General features: G+C 37.8%; 14 protein-coding genes. All 14 read left to right on the top strand.

The annotated features are described in order from the left end of the window. Nucleotides 1–158: 158 nt before the first annotated feature. The 14 genes from hslV (at nt 159) to nusA (ending at nt 17,263) form a co-directional block, all read left to right on the top strand. Complete coding sequence (hslV, locus tag BLR86_RS02365) at nt 159–701, top strand: ATP-dependent protease subunit HslV (RefSeq protein WP_090758030.1); 543 nt, start codon at nt 159–161, stop codon at nt 699–701. A 16-nt stretch (nt 702–717) separates the two neighbouring features. Continuing rightward, complete coding sequence (gene hslU, locus BLR86_RS02360) at nt 718–2,121, top strand: HslU--HslV peptidase ATPase subunit (RefSeq protein WP_090758029.1); 1,404 nt, start codon at nt 718–720, stop codon at nt 2,119–2,121. Between the two features lie 57 nt (nt 2,122–2,178). Then, nucleotides 2,179–2,958 carry a GTP-sensing pleiotropic transcriptional regulator CodY gene (codY, locus tag BLR86_RS02355; protein ID WP_090758028.1) on the top strand — a complete coding sequence of 260 codons (780 nt, stop codon included), beginning with the start codon at nt 2,179–2,181 and terminating at the stop codon, nt 2,956–2,958. Nucleotides 2,959–3,153: 195 nt separating this feature from the next. Next, nucleotides 3,154–3,858 (top strand): 30S ribosomal protein S2, encoded by a 705-nt coding sequence (rpsB, locus tag BLR86_RS02350; protein WP_090758027.1) that lies wholly within the window; start codon nt 3,154–3,156, stop codon nt 3,856–3,858. Between the two features lie 254 nt (nt 3,859–4,112). Then, complete coding sequence (gene tsf / locus BLR86_RS02345; RefSeq protein WP_090758026.1) at nt 4,113–4,994, top strand: translation elongation factor Ts; 882 nt, start codon at nt 4,113–4,115, stop codon at nt 4,992–4,994. Between the two features lie 104 nt (nt 4,995–5,098). Beyond that, entirely contained in the window at nt 5,099–5,824 is a 726-nt protein-coding gene (gene pyrH / locus BLR86_RS02340; RefSeq protein WP_090758025.1) for a UMP kinase, read from the top strand. After that, nucleotides 5,824–6,381, top strand: coding sequence for a ribosome recycling factor (gene frr / locus BLR86_RS02335; RefSeq protein ID WP_090758024.1), 558 nt, complete (start codon nt 5,824–5,826; stop codon nt 6,379–6,381). The genes pyrH and frr overlap by 1 nt, the downstream gene beginning before the upstream one ends. 502 nt (nt 6,382–6,883) lie before the next feature. Beyond that, complete coding sequence (locus BLR86_RS02330) at nt 6,884–7,663, top strand: isoprenyl transferase (RefSeq protein ID WP_090758023.1); 780 nt, start codon at nt 6,884–6,886, stop codon at nt 7,661–7,663. A 44-nt stretch (nt 7,664–7,707) separates the two neighbouring features. Next, entirely contained in the window at nt 7,708–8,496 is a 789-nt protein-coding gene (locus BLR86_RS02325; protein ID WP_090758022.1) for a phosphatidate cytidylyltransferase, read from the top strand. Nucleotides 8,497–8,525: 29 nt separating this feature from the next. Next, nucleotides 8,526–9,668: a 1-deoxy-D-xylulose-5-phosphate reductoisomerase gene (dxr, locus tag BLR86_RS02320; protein WP_090758021.1), complete on the top strand. Its 1,143-nt coding sequence runs from the start codon at nt 8,526–8,528 to the stop codon at nt 9,666–9,668. A gap of 18 nt (nt 9,669–9,686) precedes the next feature. Further along, a complete protein-coding gene (gene rseP / locus BLR86_RS02315) occupies nt 9,687–10,946 on the top strand; it encodes an RIP metalloprotease RseP (RefSeq protein ID WP_090758020.1) in 1,260 nt (419 codons plus the stop codon). A gap of 148 nt (nt 10,947–11,094) precedes the next feature. Beyond that, entirely contained in the window at nt 11,095–15,417 is a 4,323-nt protein-coding gene (locus BLR86_RS02310; RefSeq protein ID WP_090758019.1) for a PolC-type DNA polymerase III, read from the top strand. A gap of 214 nt (nt 15,418–15,631) precedes the next feature. Then, nucleotides 15,632–16,102 carry a ribosome maturation factor RimP gene (rimP, locus tag BLR86_RS02305; protein WP_090758018.1) on the top strand — a complete coding sequence of 157 codons (471 nt, stop codon included), beginning with the start codon at nt 15,632–15,634 and terminating at the stop codon, nt 16,100–16,102. 39 nt (nt 16,103–16,141) lie between these two features. Then, nucleotides 16,142–17,263 (top strand): transcription termination factor NusA, encoded by a 1,122-nt coding sequence (gene nusA, locus BLR86_RS02300; protein WP_090758017.1) that lies wholly within the window; start codon nt 16,142–16,144, stop codon nt 17,261–17,263. Nucleotides 17,264–17,271: the final 8 nt, after the last annotated feature.

Below are 17,271 nucleotides of genomic sequence, written 5' to 3'. Positions count from 1 at the left end.
GTGGGGTTTTGATGGAATTAATTAAACATATATGCCCAAACTTAAAAGGGAATGAATGAATAAATTTTTCATACAATTCTAGTGTAATGCACTTGTCTACTTCTGACAATCTCTTGTTACATAGGTTTACAAGAAAAAATGCATAAGGAGGATTAATGATGAACCAATTTCATGCCACGACGATATTTGCCATCCATCATAATGGTCAATGTTCAATGTCCGGTGATGGCCAAGTCACATTTGGTAATGCAGTAGTGATGAAGCACACAGCAAAAAAGGTTAGAAAGATATTTAATGGAAGAGTATTGGCTGGTTTTGCCGGATCAGTTGCAGATGCATTTACCCTTTTTGAAATGTTTGAAGGAAAACTTGAGGAATATAACGGAAACCTCCAAAGAGCAGCTGTTGAGCTTGCAAAACAGTGGAGAAGCGATAAAGTACTGAGAAAGCTAGAAGCAATGTTGATTGTCATGAATCAAGAAGATTTGCTCCTTGTTTCAGGCACAGGAGAAGTCATTGAACCAGATGATGGAATTCTAGCAATCGGATCAGGTGGTAATTATGCTTTAGCAGCTGGACGTTCTCTAAAGAAATATGCAGGTGAACATCTATCTGCAAAAGAAATCGCAAAGGCTTCTTTAGAAATAGCTGCTGAAATTTGTGTATATACCAACCACAACATTATCGTAGAAGAGCTTTAACGGGAGGGGATTAACAATGGCTAATAAAGATAACCTAACACCGCGCCAGATTGTTGAGAGACTTGATCAATATATTATTGGTCAGAAGGATGCAAAAAAGGCAGTCGCAGTTGCACTAAGAAATCGGTATAGAAGAGGCTTGTTAACCGAAAAACTCCGTGAAGAAATTATTCCGAAAAATATTTTAATGATTGGTCCGACAGGTGTTGGTAAAACAGAAATTGCTCGGAGAATTGCAAAACTTGTTGGTGCACCTTTCGTTAAAGTAGAGGCGACTAAATTTACGGAAGTCGGTTATGTAGGTCGTGATGTTGAATCTATGGTTCGTGACCTTGTCGAAACATCTGTCCGTTTAGTAAAAGAAGATAGAATGTTATCTGTGAAGGAACGAGCAGAGCAAAATGCAAATTCAAGGATGGTTGATTTACTTGTTCCATCTGCGAAGAAACAGCAAAATTATAAAAATCCACTTGAAATGTTTTTCGGCGGTGGAAATGCAACATCAGAACCGGAAAATCATCAAGAAGATTACTCCATAACGGAAAAAAGGAAAATTGTGAAGGAAAAGCTAGCTCTTGGCCAATTAGAAGAAGAAATCGTTACAGTTGAAGTTGAAGAGCAATCACCTTCTATGTTTGATATGCTGCAAGGCTCCGGAATGGAACAAATGGGTATGAACATGCAAGATGCACTCAGCAATTTTATGCCGAAAAAACGTAAGAAACGTAAATTAACAGTCCGTGAAGCGAGAAAAGTTTTAACCAATGAAGAAGCAGCGAAATTGATTGATATGGATGAAGTTACAACGGAAGCGGTTTACCGTGCTGAACAGACAGGTATCATCTTTATTGATGAAATTGACAAAATTGCAAGTAAAAATTCAGGTGGTTCTTCAGCAGACGTTTCACGTGAAGGCGTTCAACGTGATATTTTACCAATCGTTGAAGGATCAACAGTAGTTACGAAATATGGATCAATTAAAACGGATTATATTTTATTTATTGCAGCTGGTGCTTTTCATATGTCAAAACCATCAGATCTAATACCTGAATTACAAGGTCGATTGCCGATTCGAGTTGAATTAACAAAATTAACCGTTGAGGATTTCTTTAGAATTCTTATCGAACCTGATAATGCGTTAATTAAACAATATCAAGCATTATTGGAAACTGAAGGTATACAAATTGAATTTTCTGACGATGCTATTCGTAGAGTTGCAGAGATTGCATTTGAAGTAAATCAGAATACAGATAATATTGGGGCAAGAAGACTACACACGATTCTAGAAAAACTTTTAGAAGACTTATCATTTGAAGCACCTGATATTTCAATGGAGAAGATTACCATTACTCCACAATATGTTGATGATAAGCTTGGAGCAATATCGAAAAATAAAGACTTAAGTCAATTTATCTTATAATTTATATTTAACAATAAACTTAATAATGGTTCTGAGTTAATTAGGAGGAAGAAACAGATGGATTTACTAACAAAAACGAGAAAAATTAATGTGTTGCTTCAAAAGGCAGCAGGAAAGCCAGTAAACTTTAAGGAAATGTCAGAGACTCTAAGCGAAGTGATTGAAGCGAATATTTTTGTTGTCAGTCGTCGTGGAAAGCTATTAGGCTTTGCGGTTCATCAACAAATTGAAAATGAACGTATGTACAAAATGTTGGAAGATAGACAATTTCCTGAAGAATATACAAATGGTCTGTTTGCCATTCAAGAAACATCATCTAATATTGATATCGAAAGTGCATATACTGCATTTCCAGTTGAAAATAAAGAATTATTCCGTGAAGGGTTAACAACGATTGTTCCAATTATCGGTGGCGGGGAACGTCTTGGCACATTAATTCTTGCAAGATTGCAGGAAAAGTTCCATGACGATGACCTTATTCTTGCAGAGTATGGTGCAACCGTTGTTGGTATGGAAATCTTACGTGAAAAGTCAGAAGAAATTGAAGAAGAAGCTAGAAGCAAGGCAGTTGTTCAAATGGCAATCAGTTCATTATCATACAGTGAGCTTGAAGCAATCGAACATATTTTTGAAGAGTTAAATGGACACGAGGGCTTATTAGTTGCTTCAAAAATTGCAGATCGTGTTGGTATTACTCGTTCTGTAATCGTAAATGCTTTAAGAAAGCTTGAAAGTGCTGGAGTTATCGAGTCTCGTTCTCTTGGAATGAAAGGTACTTATATTAAAGTATTAAACAATAAATTCCTTGTTGAACTTGATAAATTAAGATCGAATTAATATAACAGAAATCCCCGGACTCTTCTGGGGATTTTTTTTTCGAAAGGAAAACTTGATTGTTATCTTCACATGTGCTATATTATTTAACGGTGTTATTACACACGCTTGTTGATTTAAGCAGCCGGTGCTGTTTATACAGTTGCTGTTTAAAAATGAAACGAGCGGAGGAAAACGAAACCATAGGAGGAAACAAACATGTCAGTTATTTCAATGAAACAATTGCTTGAAGCTGGTGTACACTTTGGACACCAAACTCGCCGTTGGAACCCAAAAATGAAGAAATATATCTTCACAGAGCGTAACGGTATTTATATTATCGATCTTCAAAAAACAGTTAAGAAGGTTGAAGAAGCTTATAACTGGGTTAAAGATCTTGCTGCTAATGGCGGAACAATCCTTTTTGTAGGTACTAAGAAACAAGCTCAAGATTCTGTTAAAGAAGAAGCAGCTCGTTCTGGTATGTACTTTGTTAACCAACGTTGGTTAGGTGGTACCTTAACAAACTTTGAAACAATCCAAAAGCGTATTGGCCGCTTAAAAGATATTGAGAGAATGTCTGAAGACGGTACTTTCGAAGTATTACCTAAAAAAGAAGTAGTTCAATTAAAGAAAGAACTAGAACGTCTTGAGAAATTCTTAGGCGGAATCAAAGATATGAAGCAACTTCCTGATGCATTATTCATCATCGATCCTCGTAAAGAGCGTATTGCTGTTGCTGAAGCTAAAAAATTAAACATTCCTATCGTTGGAATTGTTGATACAAACTGTGATCCAGATGAAATCGATGTAGTTATTCCTGCGAATGACGATGCGATTCGTGCGGTTAAACTTTTAACTGGTAAAATGGCTGACGCTATCCTTGAAGCAAGACAAGGTGAAGAAGTAGCTGTAGAAGCTTAATAGAAAAGCGGAATCGCCTTGGTTAGCCCCGACAAGCATAAGACGAGCACTGTGGAAGGCGCTCTTTGCCTTCTGCAGTGATTGGCTTATGACCTCGAGGGGTTAGGCGATGGAGCTGGACATATTTAATGATATGAACAATAAAAAGGTGATAACAGGGAGCACCCTTTATCACCTTTTTTTAAAGGTTAATCTTCGTGTTCAATGGCTAAGCTATTGTTATGTACATACGTATTTAAAGGAGGAAATAAGTTATGGCAGTTACTGCTCAAATGGTAAAAGAACTACGTGAAAAAACAGGCGCAGGAATGATGGATTGTAAAAAAGCATTAACAGAAACAAATGGTGATATGGAAAAAGCAATTGACTTCTTACGTGAAAAAGGAATTGCTTCAGCTGCGAAAAAAGGTGACCGTATTGCTGCAGAAGGTTTAACATATGTTGTTGCTGAAGGAAATAATGCTGTTATATTAGAAGTAAACTCAGAGACTGATTTCGTTGCAAAAAACGAAGCATTCCAAAGCCTAGTAAAAGAATTAGCTGCTCTCTTGCTTGCTAGCAAGCCAGCAACAGTTGAAGAAGCTACTGCTCTAACTATCAATGGAATGACTGTTGCAGATTATATCAATGCTGCTATTGCTAAAATTGGTGAGAAATTATCACTTCGCCGCTTTACTGTATTATCAAAATCGGATAATGATGCTTTTGGTGCTTACCTTCACATGGGTGGACGTATAAGTGTATTAACAGTTCTTGAAGGCACTACTGAAGCGGATTCTGCAAAAGATGTTTCCATGCACATTGCTGCTCTAAGACCTTTATATGTTTCTCGTGACCAAGTGTCTCAAGATGAAGTTGAGCGTGAACGTCAAGTGTTAACTACACAAGCTCTTAACGAAGGAAAGCCTGAAAAGATCGTTGCTAAAATGGTTGAAGGTCGTCTTGGAAAATATTTTGAAGATGTATGCTTACTTGACCAAACTTTCGTTAAAAACCCTGACCAAAAAGTTCGTCAGTTCGTTGAATCAAAAGGCGCAACTGTACGTGAATTCGTTCGCTATGAAGTTGGAGAAGGTATAGAAAAGCGTGAAGACAACTTCGCTGAAGAAGTTATGAATCAAGTAAATAAAAAGTAAGTACGCCTAGAGTAACATTACAGGAATATATTTTGAATAGGGAACACGTTGTGTTCCCTATTTTTAAAGGTTTTTATTAAAAAATACATACTAAGGAGGTTCATATGAGCGGTCCTAAATACAAACGTGTTGTACTAAAGTTAAGCGGTGAAGCACTTGCAGGAGAGTCAAGTTTTGGGATTAAACCATCTGTTATTAAGTCTATTGCTGGCCAAGTAAAGGAAATTGCTGAACTAGGTGTCGAGGTAGCAGTTGTAGTCGGCGGCGGCAATATTTGGCGAGGGAAAATAGGCAGTGAAATGGGAATGGACAGAGCAACAGCTGATTATATGGGTATGCTAGCAACTGTTATGAATTCTTTGGCACTTCAGGATAGTCTAGAAAACTTAGGTATTGAATCTCGTGTACAAACCTCGATTGAAATGCGTCAGGTTGCTGAACCTTACATTAGACGACGAGCAATGAGACATTTGGAAAAAAAGCGAGTCGTTATTTTTGCTGCGGGTACTGGGAATCCGTATTTTTCAACCGATACAACAGCTGCCTTACGGGCTGCTGAAATCGATGCTGAAGTGATATTGATGGCAAAAAATAATGTGGATGGCGTATATTCTGCTGACCCGCGTGTTGATCCTAATGCAACAAAGTATGATGATCTCACATTCCTTGATGTTATTAAAGAAAGTTTAGCGGTTATGGATTCAACAGCTTCTTCATTATGTATGGATAATGACATTCCGCTTATTGTTTTCTCTATTATGGAACAGGGAAATATTAAACGAGCGGTTATGGGAGAAAAAATTGGAACGATTGTTAGGGGGAAAATTTAATGCCAAAACAAGTGATTTCCACAACAAAGGATAAAATGACAAAAGCAATTCAATCATATACGCGTGAGCTTGCAAGCATTCGTGCGGGAAGAGCTAGTGCTTCATTACTCGATAGAATCACAATTGACTATTATGGAGCACCTACACCAGTGAATCAAATGGCTGGAATTTCAACACCAGAAGCTCGACTCCTGGTCATCCAGCCTTATGATAAATCAATTCTTGGTGCGATTGAAAAGGCAATTCTTAAATCTGATTTAGGAATAAACCCTACTAATGATGGTCAAGTAATCCGAATTGCGATTCCTCAATTGACAGAAGAACGTAGAAAAGAGTTAGTAAAATTAGTTAAAAAAGAATCTGAAGAAGCAAAGGTAGCAATTCGTAATATCCGACGAGATGGAAACGATGACCTTAAAAAGCTGGAGAAGAGTGGAGACATTACCGAGGATGCCCTCCGTGGTTATTCTGACGATATTCAAAAACTCACCGACGACCATATCAGTAAGGTCGATCAAATAACCAAAGACAAAGAAAAAGAAATCTTGGAAGTTTAATTATTTTAAGACTGTGTTAATTGTATATGTTGATTTTATAACAATGTTGATTTGTGCGGAAGGCACGAGACTCCTGCAGGAGGACGGGACAGGGGAGACCCCGCAGGCGCTTTAGCGCCGAGGAGGCTTCCCGAACCGCCTGCGGAAAGCGAAGTGCCTCGTGACAGGCAGAGACCGCCTGTCACTGCGGAGTTTATTCAAAGAAGCTTTCCTTAGTGGAGCAAAAATCAACCACCCAGTTTAACACAGCGTTATTTTGAGGAACCCTCTTTTTAGGGGGTTTTTTAACTATTATTCACTAGAAGATGTTTTAAACGATAATAAATCTTCATTCTTAATTTTTGGACTAGTACATAACTTATTTAGTAGAAGATATATTCTTACTTTTTTGGTATGATAAAAGCATGCAAAAATCAGCATTCTTCATATATATCAACACAGGCTCTGTGGGCATGATCTATTATCGGAGGAAATGATTATCTTAATTTGGAGGAGCAATGTCATGTTTAATAAAATAAGGCTATGGAAGAAACAAAATAATACCTCTTCCACACTCCGAGAAACTATAGAAAAGGTTAAAGAATTGCCGGTTCCAGAACATGTTGCGATTATTATGGATGGCAATGGACGTTGGGCGAAGAAGAGAGCTTTGCCGCGGATTGCCGGACATCATGAAGGTATGAAGGTTGTTCGTAAAATAACGAAGTTAGCAAACACACTTGGTATAAAAACGCTAACGTTATATGCTTTTTCTACTGAAAATTGGAAGCGTCCAAAAAATGAAGTAGATTACTTAATGAAACTTCCAGAGGAATTTTTAGGAACCTTTCTGCCTGAATTAATTGAAGAAAATGTTCAAGTAGCAATGATGGGGTATAAAGATCAACTGCCGGTACATACATTAAATGCAATTGAAAAAGCTATTCGGGAAACAAAGAACAATGATGGACTCGTATTAAACTTTGCATTGAACTATGGAAGTAGATCAGAGATTATTGATGCGACTAAAAAAGTCTTAAATGATTATAAAAGTGGAATACTGAAAGAGAGCGAGTTAAACGAAGAAGTTTTTTCCTCGTATCTTATGACTTCCGATCTTAGTGATCCAGATTTATTAATCCGAACAAGTGGTGAAATAAGGCTAAGTAATTTTATGTTATGGCAATTGGCATACTCTGAGTTTTGGTTTACCGAAGTATTATGGCCAGATTTTAGAGAAAAGCATTTAATTGAAGCAATAGAAGCCTATCAAAATCGTCAACGTCGTTTTGGCGGTATTTAAAAATTTATTCTCGCTCAAGTACTATAAAGGTGTTGAAATCTTAGATGAAGCAAAGAATCATTACAGGGGTCGTAGCAGCTGCTTTATTTTTACCGATTGTTTTTTATGGTAAACTGCCATTTGTCCTCTTAACGTACTTTCTTGCAACTGTTGGTTTATATGAATTATTGAAGATGAAAAAACTTAGTATTTTTTCTGTTCATGGACTGTTAACTGTTTTCTTTCTCTGGGTTATTCTTTTACCGGAGCAGTATAATGATCTATTAAATACTTTTTATTATACAAAAACAGAAATAAGTATCGCATTTATTTTATTGCTATTAACCTACACGGTATTAACCAAAAATCGTTTTACCTTTGAAGATGTTGGTTTTTCAATTCTATCTGCTATTTATGTAGGAATTGGCTTTTATTTCTTTATGGAGACCCGTGATGCCGGTATCGTCTATATTTTCTACTTACTATTTATGATATGGGCAACAGATTCCGGTGCTTATTTTATTGGAAAAGCTATTGGAAAAAACAAACTTTGGCCGGAAATAAGTCCAAATAAAACTGTCGAGGGATCAATCGGCGGAGTAGTGAGTGCCTTAATTGTTGCTGTACTTTTTGCAGTTTTTTCTGAAATAAATGCAACCTTCCTTTATTTACTGGCAATTACCGTTGTCCTTTCAATCTTTGGACAAATAGGTGATCTTGTACAGTCCGCTTTTAAACGTCATTTCAATGTGAAGGATTCAGGTAATATTTTGCCAGGTCATGGTGGAATCCTGGACCGATTCGATAGTTTATTATTCGTATTGCCATTATTAAACCTATTTCATTTATGGTAGATTTCATTAAAGTCCGGAGTTGAATTTTTTTGAAAATGATTAGCATTCTGGGGGCAACAGGTTCTATCGGCACCCAGACCTTAGATATTATTCGAGAACATCCAGGAGAATTTAAGCTAGTTGCTATTTCTTTAGGGAAAAATTTAGAATTAGCAAGAAAAATAATTAATGAATTTAAGCCAGAGCTGGTTTCTGTACAAGATTATCAGGATTGTAATACATTAAAATTAGAATTTCCAACTACTACGTTTACCTTTGGTGAGGAGGGCCTCATTGAGGCAGCTGTGTATCCATCAGCAGATATACTTGTAAATGCTGTTATTGGAAGCGTTGGATTAAACCCAACATTGCAAGCGATTGAAAGTGGCAAAACCATTGCGATTGCAAATAAAGAAACTCTTGTAACGGCAGGTCATCTTGTTATCGAGGCTGCAGAGAAAAATGGGGTGGCATTGCTCCCTGTTGATAGTGAACACTCAGCTATCTTTCAGTGTTTGCAGGGAGAAAAAGAAAAGAATATTGACAGATTAATTTTGACGGCATCTGGCGGCAGCTTCCGTGATCGGACTCGTAAAGAGCTAGAAGGTGTCACAGTTAGCGAAGCATTAAATCATCCTAATTGGTCAATGGGAGCAAAAATCACCATTGATTCTGCCACAATGATGAATAAAGGGCTTGAGGTAATTGAGGCTCATTGGCTTTATAATATTCCTTATGAAAAAATTGATGTTTTGCTTCATAAAGAAAGTATTATTCATTCAATGGTAGAATTTCATGATAGTTCAGTGATAGCCCAGCTTGGCACACCTGATATGAGAGTCCCGATTCAATATGCACTTTCCTATCCTGACCGGTTACCACTTCCTAGCTCACAACGTTTAAATTTGGCACAAATTGGTAAGCTGCATTTTCAAGAAATGGATGTTAATCGTTTTCGCTGCATGAAATTTGCCTACGAGGCAGGCAAAAGAGGCGGAACACTGCCAACGGTTTTGAATGCAGCCAATGAAGTTGCCGTAGCTGCATTTTTAAATGAAAGGATTAATTTCTTACAGATTGAGGATTTGATAGAGAAAGCATTAAGCAAGCATGACTTGATTATGAATCCTGACTTATCCATTATTCAAGAAGTGGACAAAGAAACAAGACAGTTTGTACAAACACTTCTATAAAAAAGGTGGTTTTTTAGTTTGACTACAGTTATTGCCTTTATTGTTATCTTTGGTGCACTAGTCTTCTTCCATGAATTAGGCCATTTGATATTTGCAAAACGTGCAGGAATTTTATGCCGTGAATTTGCAATTGGATTTGGCCCAAAGGTTTTCACGCATAAAAAGGGGGAAACAACCTACACTATTCGATTATTGCCTATTGGCGGCTTTGTCCGGATGGCTGGAGAAGACCCAGAAATGGTTGAAATTAAGCCTGGCTACCGAATTGGGCTATTGTTTGACAAAGATAATATCGTAAATAAAATCATTTTGAACAATAAAGAAAAGTATCCTGATTGTCGGATTATTGAAGTGGAGCAGGCTGATATTGAACACAAGCTGTTTATTAAGGGCTATCCAGAAGATGAGGATGAAAGATTACAAACGTTCACCGTAAGTCCGACTGCTGTGACTGTAGAAAATGGAATTGAAACACAATTGGCACCATATAATCGTCAATTTGCTTCCAAAACCTTACCACAAAGAACAATGGCGATTTTTGCAGGTCCAATGATGAATTTTGTGCTTGCTTTCTTTTTATTCATTATTATCGCTATTCTACAGGGTGTTCCGACCAATGAACCAAAATTAGGTGAAATTACCTCTGATGGTGCAGCCAATGCTGCTGGTCTGATGGAAGGTGACATTGTCCAAAGCATTAATGACGCTGAAATTTCAAGCTGGTCTGACGTTGTAGAAATCATTAGGGAAAATCCAAATGAAAAACTAGACTTCTCTATTAGCCGTAATGGAGAAGAGCAGGAGATCACAGTTACTCCAAAAGAACAAACCGTTGAAGGTGAAAAAATAGGCTTGATTGGTGTTTATAGCCCGATAGAGAAATCCCCACTGAAAGCTATTACTGCTGGTTTTACCGAGACATACTTTTGGACAAAGCAAATTTTTGTCATGCTGGGTCAATTAGTCACTGGTCAGTTCTCAATCGACATGCTCTCCGGTCCAGTTGGGATATATGCTTCAACGGATACAGTTGTTCAGTCAGGTATCTACTATGTTATGAAATGGGCAGCGATACTAAGTATTAACCTTGGAATCATGAACCTACTGCCTATTCCGGCGCTTGATGGTGGACGACTCATGTTTTTCGCAGTAGAAGCTGTAAGAGGAAAGCCGATTGATCGACATAAAGAAGGAATGGTCCACTTCATAGGCTTTGCATTGCTTATGCTTCTAATGTTAGTTGTTACCTGGAACGACATTCAAAGATTTTTCCTATAAGAATCATTATTAAAAAGGGTTCCAATGGAACCCTTTTTTGGTTTAATTTTTCTGTCGAATTCAGCCGAATGATTCTGTATCATATGATATAATTATTATTTGACATAAGAAGTGTAGAGAAGATTTTATATAGATAGGAGAGGGAATGATGAGCGAACATGCCTCTGGCAAAAAAGAGCGATTCTTACTCTTGCTCCAGCAACTAGAATTAAAAGAGGACGCTGTAGTAGCACAATTTCAAAATGCTCAAATTGAAAGATTTATTGTCGAAAAAAAAGCACGCAAATGGCATTTTCAATTTTCACTAGAAAAAATACTTCCTTTTAGCTTGTACCTTCGCTTTACTACTCAACTAGAAAGAAAGTTTTCAACTATAGCAAGTATTTCTTATGAAATTCAGGTAGCCGAACCAAGCTTCCACGCTGAGCTGTTGTTAGAGTATTGGAATTATAGCATTCAGCAAATCGAAGGAATTTTACCACCGATGGTAAAACTCTTGAATGAACAGGTGCCTACGATATCTGGGAATAAGCTAACGGTTTCTGTAAGAAATGAAATGGAAGGTATCCAAGTAAAAAAGAAATATGGCGCTATTATTACAAGTCTATATCAATCGTACGGATTCCCAAGCTTAATAGTCGAAACAGAAATTAACAGTGAAGAAAAAAATGATGAATACCAAAAGTTTTTATTAGCAAAACAAAAGGAAGATCAGGAACGAGGACTCATGGCCTTCGCTGATTTACAAAAGAAAGAGGCGGAGAAGGAAGCAGGAGGAGCTGTTCATGAAGGGCCTTTGTCTATAGGGCTAACCATTAAGGACGGTTCCGACCTGCATAACATGATTGATATCGTTGATGAAGAAAGACGAGTTACCGTTGAAGGGTTTATTTTTGATGCTGAAACAAGGGAATTAAGAAGCGGGCGGACTCTATTAACATTCAAAATTACTGATTACACAAGTTCACTTATGGTTAAAATGTTCTCTCGGGATAAAGAGGACGCAGCCCTTTACCAATTAGTGAAAAAAGGAATGTGGGTACGAGTACGAGGAAGTATTCAAAATGATACCTTTGTCCGAGATTTAGTCATGATAGGTAATGATATAAACGAAATTAAACCAGCTGCACGTAAGGATACAGCACCAGAAAATGAAAAACGAGTAGAGCTGCACCTCCATACACCAATGAGCCAAATGGATGCTGTTACACCGGTATCAACACTTATTTCTCAAGCAAGTAAATGGGGACATAAGGCGATTGCAGTTACGGACCACGCGGTAGCTCAATCCTTTCCAGAGGCATTTGGCGCTGGAAAGAAAAACGATATTAAAATCCTCTATGGTGTTGAAGTAAATCTTGTGGATGATGGTGTCCCGATTACTTATAATGATGCGCATCGTTTATTGGCGGAAGATACATTTGTTGTATTTGACGTTGAAACGACAGGTTTATCAGCCGTATATGATACCATAATTGAACTTGCAGCAGTAAAGATTAAAGATGGGGAAATAATCGATCGTTTTGAATCGTTTGCAAATCCGCATCATCGGTTATCGGCGACAACGATTAACTTAACAGGAATTACCGATGATATGGTGCAAAATGCTCCAGAAGTCGGGGAAGTCATCCAAAGATTTCATGATTGGGTAGAAGACGCTGTCCTAGTTGCGCACAATGCCTCTTTTGATATGGGTTTCCTTAATGTCGGGTATAAAAACATTGGGCTGGAAAAGGCAAAAAACCCGGTCATTGATACTCTTGAATTGGGTAGATTTCTGTATCCAGAAATGAAAAATCATCGCTTAAACACTTTAACCAAGAAATTTGATATTGAATTAACCCAGCATCATCGAGCAATTTATGATGCAGAAGCAACAGGATACCTACTGTTGAAAATGCTTAAAGACGCAACTGAAAAAAATATTGAATATCATGATCAATTTAACGATTACATGGGGAAAGGAAATGCCTATCAGCGGGCACGTCCTTTCCACTGTACACTGCTAGCGCAAACGGAAGCAGGTTTAAAGAATTTATTTAAACTTGTCTCCATTTCGCATTTAGAATTTTTTTATCGGGTACCGAGATTACCACGATCCGTTCTTCAAAAATATCGGGAAGGTATTTTGGTAGGCTCTGGCTGTAATAAAGGAGAAGTTTTTGAGGGAATGATGCAAAAGTCTCCAGATGAAGTGGAAGCTCATGCACATTTCTATGATTATCTCGAGGTCATGCCGAAGGAAGTAAATGCTCCTTTGATAGAGATGGAACTTGTTCGTGACGAAAAGGCGCTTGAAGATATTATTGGTAATATCGTAAAGCTGGGTGATAAATTAGGCATTCCAGTTGTTGCAACTGGAAATGTCCATTATTTAAATGAAAACGACAAGATATACCGGAAAATCTTAGTTAATTCACAGGGTGGTGCAAATCCACTAAACCGTCACAACCTACCTGATGTCCATTTTAGGACAACGAATGAAATGCTTGCTGCCTTTTCGTTCTTAGGGAAAGAAAAAGCGAAGGAAATAGTCGTAACCAATTCGAACAAAATCGCGGACATGGTAGACACAATAAAACCAATCAAAGACGATTTATATACACCGAAAATCGAAGGTGCCGATGAAGAAATGCGAGAGATGAGTTATTCAATGGCAAAGAAGATTTACGGAGAACCGTTACCGGAAATCGTGGAGGCTCGCCTTGAAAAAGAGTTGAAAAGTATCATCGGACATGGCTTCGCCGTTATCTACTTAATCTCGCATAAACTTGTAAAAAAGTCTTTGGATGATGGTTACCTTGTTGGTTCCCGTGGTTCAGTCGGTTCTTCCTTTGTTGCTACCATGACAGAAATTACAGAGGTAAATCCGCTGCCCCCACACTATGTCTGTCCAACCTGCAAGCATTCAGAATTTTTTAATGATGGTAAAGTTGGTTCAGGCTTTGACTTACCTGATAAGGACTGCCCAGAGTGTGGCGGTAAATATCGAAAAGACGGACATGATATTCCGTTTGAAACATTCCTAGGTTTTAAAGGGGACAAGGTTCCAGATATCGACTTGAATTTTTCTGGGGAGTATCAGCCTCGAGCTCATAACTATACAAAGGTTCTTTTCGGTGAAGACAATGTTTTTCGTGCAGGTACAATTGGAACTGTAGCAGAAAAAACAGCCTTCGGATATGTAAAGGCCTATCAGCAGGATAATAATTTACAATTACGCGGAGCAGAAATAGATAGACTAGTTTCCGGATGTACAGGAGTAAAACGGACAACTGGCCAGCATCCTGGTGGTATCATTGTAATTCCTGATTACATGGATGTTTATGATTTTTCACCGATTCAATTCCCAGCTGATGATCGAAATTCAGAATGGAAGACAACACATTTTGACTTCCATTCCATTCATGATAATGTCTTAAAACTAGATATACTTGGTCACGATGACCCAACAGTAATCAGAATGCTTCAAGACTTAAGTGGAATGGATCCGAAAACCATACCTACGGATGATCCAGAAGTGATGAAAATCTTTAGTGGAACTGAATCATTAGGGGTAACGGAACAGCAAATAATGTGTAAAACAGGTACGTTAGGGATACCAGAATTCGGGACACGATTTGTCCGTCAGATGCTTGAAGACACAAAACCAACGACTTTTTCTGAATTAGTTCAAATTTCTGGTTTATCACATGGAACGGATGTATGGCTTGGAAATGCTCAGGAACTAATCCATAACCGAACTTGTAATCTAAGCGAAGTAATCGGCTGCCGGGATGATATCATGGTTTACCTTATTTATCAGGGACTAGACCCGTCTTTTGCCTTTAAAATAATGGAATCGGTTCGTAAAGGGAAAGGCTTATCAGAAGAAATGGAAGCTGAAATGCGCAAAAATGAAGTGCCTGAATGGTATATTGATTCTTGTAAAAAGATAAAATATATGTTCCCGAAGGCTCATGCTGCGGCCTATGTGTTAATGGCCGTAAGGATTGCTTATTTCAAGGTTCATCTTCCACTTTTATATTACGCAGCCTATTTTACTGTTCGGGCAGAAGATTTTGATATTGAAGCGATGTCACGTGGTTCAGAATCCATTCGCGCAAAAATTGAAGAAATCAATGCAAAGGGCCTTGAGGCATCCAATAAGGAAAAAAACTTACTTACCGTTCTGGAACTAGCACTTGAAATGACGGAAAGAGGCTTTTCTTTCCAAAATTACGATCTATATAAATCAGATGCGTCAGAGTTTATCATTGAAGGAAATTCGTTAATTCCTCCATTTAATTCAATCCCTGGACTTGGAACCAATGCGGCTTATAATATTGTGAAATCAAGACAGGATGGAGAATTTCTTTCGAAAGAAGACTTACAACAGCGTGGTAAAGTATCAAAAACTATTCTAGAATATTTAGACAAGCAAGGCTGTCTGAGTTCATTACCAGAGCAAAATCAGCTATCACTATTCTAAATAGTAAAAACCTGTATATAATGCGATTCGGTTTGCATATAAAAATTGGTTATGGTATAGTTTTATTGGAAATACTAAGAAATACTCTCGTGAACAAGAGTGGGGAAACCCGCTCTTTCGTTTTTGTATAAAGAATTTTTTTGAAGAGTTATTTATAAAACTTTCCGTGAAATACGTATAATATGGGTGAAAATGTCGGTAAGGGAGGTTGAACATGAGCAAAGTAACGGAAGTAGTAGAAGAGCTAACGCAGCCAATTTTACAAGACTTGGGACTTGAATTGGTGGAAATTGAGTTTGTAAAAGAAGGGAAAAACTGGTTTCTGCGCGTATATATTGATAAAGAGAATGGTGTTGATATTGAGGATTGTGGCACTGTCAGTGAACGGCTTAGTGAAAAACTCGATGAGCTTGACCCGATAACCCAGAATTATTTTCTTGAGGTATCTTCTCCTGGTGCAGAGCGACCGCTTAAAAAAGCAAAAGATTTTGAAAAGGCAATTGGCAAGAATGTCTTTATCAAAACATACGAGCCGATTGACGGCGAAAAAGGATTTGAAGGAACATTACTGGAATATGACGGGCAAACAGTGAAACTGGAGATGAAAATCAAAACTCGCAAAAAAGTAATTGAGATTCCTTTTGAAAAAGTGGCAAGCGCAAGGCTGGCAGTTACTTTTTCATAATAAAATATAAATATATGAGAGATAGGGGGATATGATCAAATGAGCAGCGAATTATTAGATGCTCTTACAATACTAGAAAGAGAAAAGGGCATTTCTAGAGATGTATTAATTGATGCGATTGAAGCAGCATTAGTGTCGGCCTATCGTCGCAACTTCAATCAAGCCCAAAATGTTCGAATTGATATAAACCTTCAAACAGGCTCAATGCGAGTTTTTGCAAGAAAAGAAGTGGTGGATCAAGTTTTTGACCCTCGTCTTGAAATTTCAGTAGAAGATGCTAGACGCATTAACCCTAACTATGATGTGGAAGATATTGTCGAAATGGAAGTAACTCCAAAGGACTTTGGTAGAATTGCAGCTCAAACGGCAAAGCAAGTTGTTACTCAACGAGTTCGAGAAGCAGAAAGAGGCATTATTTATTCCGAGTTCATTGATCGTGAAGAAGATATTATGACTGGAATTGTCCAAAGACTTGATTCGAAATTTATTTATGTCAGCCTTGGAAAAATTGAAGCACTGCTTCCTGTAAACGAACAAATGCCAAATGAGCGTTATAAGCCTCATGATCGAATTAAGGTATTTATTACCAAAGTTGAAAAGACAACCAAAGGTCCACAGATTTTTGTATCAAGAACACATCCTGGACTACTGAAAAGATTATTCGAAATTGAGGTTCCAGAAATATATGATGGCACGGTTGAGATAAAATCAGTTGCTCGTGAAGCTGGTGACCGTTCAAAAATTTCAGTGCATTCGGATAATCATGAGGTTGATCCAGTTGGTTCCTGTGTAGGTCCAAAAGGTACAAGGGTTCAAGCGGTAGTCAATGAATTAAAAGGTGAGAAAATTGACATCGTTAAATGGTCCGACAATCCAGTTGTCTTTGTTGCAAACTCTCTAAGTCCATCTAAAGTATTAGATGTCATGGTGAATGAATCTGAAAAAGCGACAACGGTAGTAGTACCAGATTATCAGCTTTCACTTGCAATTGGAAAGCGCGGACAAAATGCCCGCCTTGCAGCAAAGTTAACTGGGTGGAAAATAGATATTAAATCTGAAACAGAAGCACGTGAACTAGGAATCTATCCACGTGAAGAAATGATCCGTCTTTTTGATGATCAAGTAGATGTAGACTTTAATGATGAAGAAGAATTGGATTAATAAGTGAG

This window comes from Bacillus sp. OK048 (assembly GCF_900103525.1).
Lineage (GTDB): Bacteria > Bacillota > Bacilli > Bacillales > Cytobacillaceae > Neobacillus.
This window is presented reverse-complemented; position numbering and strand designations above follow the sequence as displayed.